Source organism: Streptomyces sp. NPDC004752, from assembly GCF_053601275.1.
This window is the reverse complement of the sequence record NZ_JBSGBN010000275.1, coordinates 1-3,221: the sequence shown is the minus strand read 5'-3', so window position 1 is coordinate 3,221 and position 3,221 is coordinate 1. Positions and strand designations below refer to the sequence as shown.

4 protein-coding genes and 1 pseudogene are annotated in these 3,221 nt (G+C 67.2%); 2 read left to right on the top strand and 3 right to left on the bottom strand.

The window, feature by feature from the left end; translation table 11 throughout:
- Positions 1–1,182: pseudogene (locus tag ACWEKM_RS46210) on the top strand (hypothetical protein); the annotation flags it as partial.
- A 277-nt stretch (positions 1,183–1,459) separates the two neighbouring features.
- Here the strand turns inward: ACWEKM_RS46210 and ACWEKM_RS46205 are convergent.
- Together ACWEKM_RS46205 and ACWEKM_RS46200 are read right to left on the bottom strand one after the other, a co-directional pair.
- Positions 1,460–1,663 carry a hypothetical protein gene (locus ACWEKM_RS46205; protein ID WP_451627314.1) on the bottom strand — a complete coding sequence of 68 codons (204 nt, stop codon included), beginning with the start codon at positions 1,661–1,663 and terminating at the stop codon, positions 1,460–1,462.
- 23 nt (positions 1,664–1,686) lie between these two features.
- Entirely contained in the window at positions 1,687–2,130 is a 444-nt protein-coding gene (locus ACWEKM_RS46200; RefSeq protein WP_451627313.1) for a hypothetical protein, read from the bottom strand.
- A 219-nt stretch (positions 2,131–2,349) separates the two neighbouring features.
- On the opposite strand from ACWEKM_RS46200, the gene ACWEKM_RS46195 reads away from it, so the two are divergent.
- Complete coding sequence (locus tag ACWEKM_RS46195; protein WP_451627312.1) at positions 2,350–2,709, top strand: hypothetical protein; 360 nt, start codon at positions 2,350–2,352, stop codon at positions 2,707–2,709.
- Here the strand turns inward: ACWEKM_RS46195 and ACWEKM_RS46190 are convergent.
- Positions 2,681–3,088 carry a DUF7919 family protein gene (locus tag ACWEKM_RS46190; protein WP_451627311.1) on the bottom strand — a complete coding sequence of 136 codons (408 nt, stop codon included), beginning with the start codon at positions 3,086–3,088 and terminating at the stop codon, positions 2,681–2,683. The two genes, ACWEKM_RS46195 and ACWEKM_RS46190, sit on opposite strands and share 29 nt — an antisense overlap.
- Between the last annotated feature and the right edge of the window lie 133 nt (positions 3,089–3,221).

Here is a 3,221-nt window from a genome sequence, read left to right as displayed (position 1 = left end):
GCCATCGCCAAGGCACTGGCCAAAGCGCTCGGACTGAAGGCGCCCAAGGCACAGGGCGACAAGCCGACGCCGTTCAACAAGCTGCACGAGTTGGTGCCGGACGTCAATGGTGACGGTATCGACGACCGCATCGGCCAGCGCCACAAGAAACCGCCCAAGAAGTTCAAGCCCAGCCCGCTTGGCCAGGTGCCCCTCGGGGCGCCCCAGGCTCCGGAATCCGAGACGGCTCCGGGCAAGGGCACGGGCAACGGCACGGCACCGGGCAAGGACACGGGCAACGGCTCGACTCCGGGCAAGGGCACGACCCCGGGTAAGGGCACGAGTTCGACTCCCGGTAAGGGCACGACCCCGGGTAAGGGCACGAGTTCGACTCCCGGTAAGGGCACGACTCCGGGCAAGGGCACGGACAACGGCTCGACCCCGGGCAAGGGCACGAGTTCGACTCCCGGTAAGGGCACGCCCCCGGGCAACGGCAACGGCTCGCCTCCGGCACCCGCACCAGCACCCGCACCAGCACCCGCACCCGCACCAGCACCCGCACCAGCACCGGCACCCGCACCGGCACCGGCACCGGGCAGGGGCGCAGCCAGCGCTCCGGCTCCGGGCACCGGCTCCGGCTCGCTCCCGAGCAGGGGCGGAGCCACCGGCACGGCTCCCTCCACGGGCTCCGGCTCGCTCCCGAGCAGGGTCCCGGCCACCGGCACGGCTCCCAGCACGGGCACCGGCACGGGTCCCAGCACCGGCACCGGCACGGGCCCGGCTCCCTCCACGGGAACCGGCACGCGTCCCAGCAGGGCCGAAGCCACCGGCGCGGCTGACGGCGGCTCTTCGGCCGCCACGCAGCCCGCGAACACGCCGGGCCCGATTGCCGGCCTCGACCCGATGCAGGGGGCTGCGGCTCCGATGGCCCCCGCCCCGGCCCCCGCCCCGCCGCAGATCACGCCTGTTCCGGCTCCCGCCCCCGTGAATCCGGGCATGCCGAACACCAACGGCCCCTTCACCCCCGGCAACCCCGGCGGCTCCGGCCACGCCGGCGGTGGCGGTGGCGGTGGTGGCGGCATCGGCGGTGGTGACGCTGGTGGCGGCACCGGAGGCGGCGGTGGCGGCATCGGCACCTCCCCCGGCACTGGCCCGGCCCCCAGCCCCGGCACCAGCGGCGGCGGAGGCTGGACCGGGGTCTGACCCTGCCCCACATCACCGCCCCAGCCTCCAACGGCAACAGCGGTGACGGCTACGGCGTAGAGGCCCCAGCCTCCAGGCCACGGCATCCAGCTCGGCCCGGTCACTTCACAGTGACCGGGCCGAGCGTTTTACAGAGCCTGTCCGGTAAACCGGTTCCGGCGCCCATATGAGGCCGGGGGCGCAGCAGCACCGCATCCGAGCACGCCAACCGCCCCGGTCCCATAGGCACCGGTGCACTGCTCAGGGCTTCCCCGACCCTCGAAGGCGAAGACGCCGCTCATCGATACACCTTCTCTTTCTGCGGGTCGTACGTCAGAAGGCCATGGTCCCGCGCCAGGGAGATGAGCGGGTCAACGACCTCATCCTTCCTGGACCAGGAAATCGAGACACCCGACGCACCATCGAACATGGCCTCATATTGACGGTATGCCTCTTCTGCGTCGATCTCATCGTCCTGCCAGAAGGCGAGGTCATAACTCATGCGTGACTCCAAACCGGACGCGGCTACGGTTCGAGGATCTCGCGCCGACGGCTGAAGGAGACCAGCCTGGCCGTGCCTTGACCGACCGGACCGGCGGGAGAGGCGACTCCCCCCTTGATCACCTTGACCCCGTTGCACGTAGCAGTCGTCACGCCCGCCGAAAAGGCGAAGGCCAGAACCTCTGCCAGCATGCTGTTGACTCCGGCTTCCGGGAACGGTGTGACCGCGTGGAACGCCTCGCACTCACGGGTTACCAGCCAGTCCCGGTCCGCGGACACGGTAAGCCACTCCCCGTCGGACTGGATGTGCACTTTCTCGGCACCCAGAGTCACCGCCTCGGTGGCGATCATTCCCGCCAACTCGACCGCATCATAGGCACCTGAGCGGAAGAAGCAACTCTCATTCTTCCGCAGGTAACCCATGACATCGATCTGAGTAATGTCATCAGGGTGATACTTCGAAGTCACCACTCCGCCTCAACTCTGCGCTCGCCCACGGTGAAGGATGAAGGACATGGTCTCCAAGGAGCGTGCAGTCCAGTTGGTGGAGGGCTTGCTGGCGAGCGAGCGGCAGGAGTCGCCGTGGTTGCCGGAAGCCGCTGTCCTTGACGTGGAACAGCATGCCTTGGGCTGGCTGGTCCACTGGCAGTCAGTGTGGAGTACATCCGTAGTCGCGACCACGCCAAGATGCTGATAGGCAACGGCCCTTACCTGGTGGACGGGCAGGACGGGAGTATCCACCACATTCCCGTCACCACCTACGTGGGCGAGAACTGGGAAGAGCTCTACCTCCAGCAGGTCAAAGGCATCAGACCACCTGATCCGCTGATCACAGCCGTCCGGGCACTCGTGCGCTCGGACGGGACCATGGCCGCGATGCACCACCTGCGTGGGCAGGCCCCGTTGCTGACACCCCGACAGGAAAAGACCTACGTACTGGCCCTACGGGACGGAGCCGAGCCTCCGGAAGAACTGGTAAGCCTCACTCGGAAACGAGAAATCTGCCCACCGTTGCCCATCACGACGCTGGCCGGCCCCACGCAGTAACGGCCCGCACTGCGGCCTGGCAGAACTCCTCAGGTGGGCAGTAGTGGTGCTCCGTGATGTAGTGGATCACCAGGTTCGGCGCGGCGTAGCAGGTTCCGTCCACTCCCTCTACGCGGATTTCCGCTGAACCGAGCCAGGCTTCCGTCTCCCCGGTCGGCCCGTCGAAGACGAAAGTCCGGTCGCCGTCGCAGAACTCACAGGAGTGGATGCCGCGCATCTGGTTCTCGTAGGCGATGGAGAGGACCTTCAGAGCGGTCACTACGCGCTCGTCCACGATCCCCTTGGGATACGGGTGCTGAGTCGACAGCCATCCGACGTTGACCATGTCGCGCGACGACTGATCGTAGGAGTAGGGGGAGAGGTCGGGGTAATACGCCACGTCATACTCCTCAGCGCGGATAATCAACGCATTCCATCCTCAGCCCGGATCCACCGGCTTGATGCCTGTGGATAGTTCTTCCGGAAACGAAGAAGTGCCTTGCGACCTGCGATGATGGGGTTTCTCTAGGACC